The 300-nt window shown below is 62.7% G+C and carries 1 pseudogene; it reads left to right on the top strand.

The window, feature by feature from the left end:
* Positions 1-300 (top strand): annotated as a pseudogene (locus tag ACLJNW_RS24320) (TonB-dependent siderophore receptor); the annotation flags it as partial.

The following is a 300-nucleotide window of genomic DNA, read 5'->3' as shown; positions in this document are numbered from 1 at the left end:
GGGTAGTCAACATCATCACCAAGCGCCCGACCGATCGTTTGCGTGGTTCCATGACGGTGTTCACCAACATTCCGGAAAGCTCCAAGGATGGCGCCACGCGCCGCGCCAACTTCAGCCTTAGCGGGCCGCTGACCGAAGCCTTGAGCTTCCGCGCGTACGGCAGCGCGAACAAGACCGATTCGGACGATACCGACATCAACCTCGGACATACCGTCAACCCGAGCCGTACCGTGGCCGGACGCGAAGGGGTACGCAATCGCGATCTCAGCGGGATGCTGTCGTGGCAGGTGACCCCCGACC

The organism is Salmonella sp. SAL4457 (genome assembly GCF_046548235.1).
Lineage (GTDB): Bacteria > Pseudomonadota > Gammaproteobacteria > Enterobacterales > Enterobacteriaceae > Salmonella > Salmonella enterica.
Note: the sequence above shows the minus strand (reverse complement) of the source record. Positions and strands in the feature narration are given on the sequence as shown.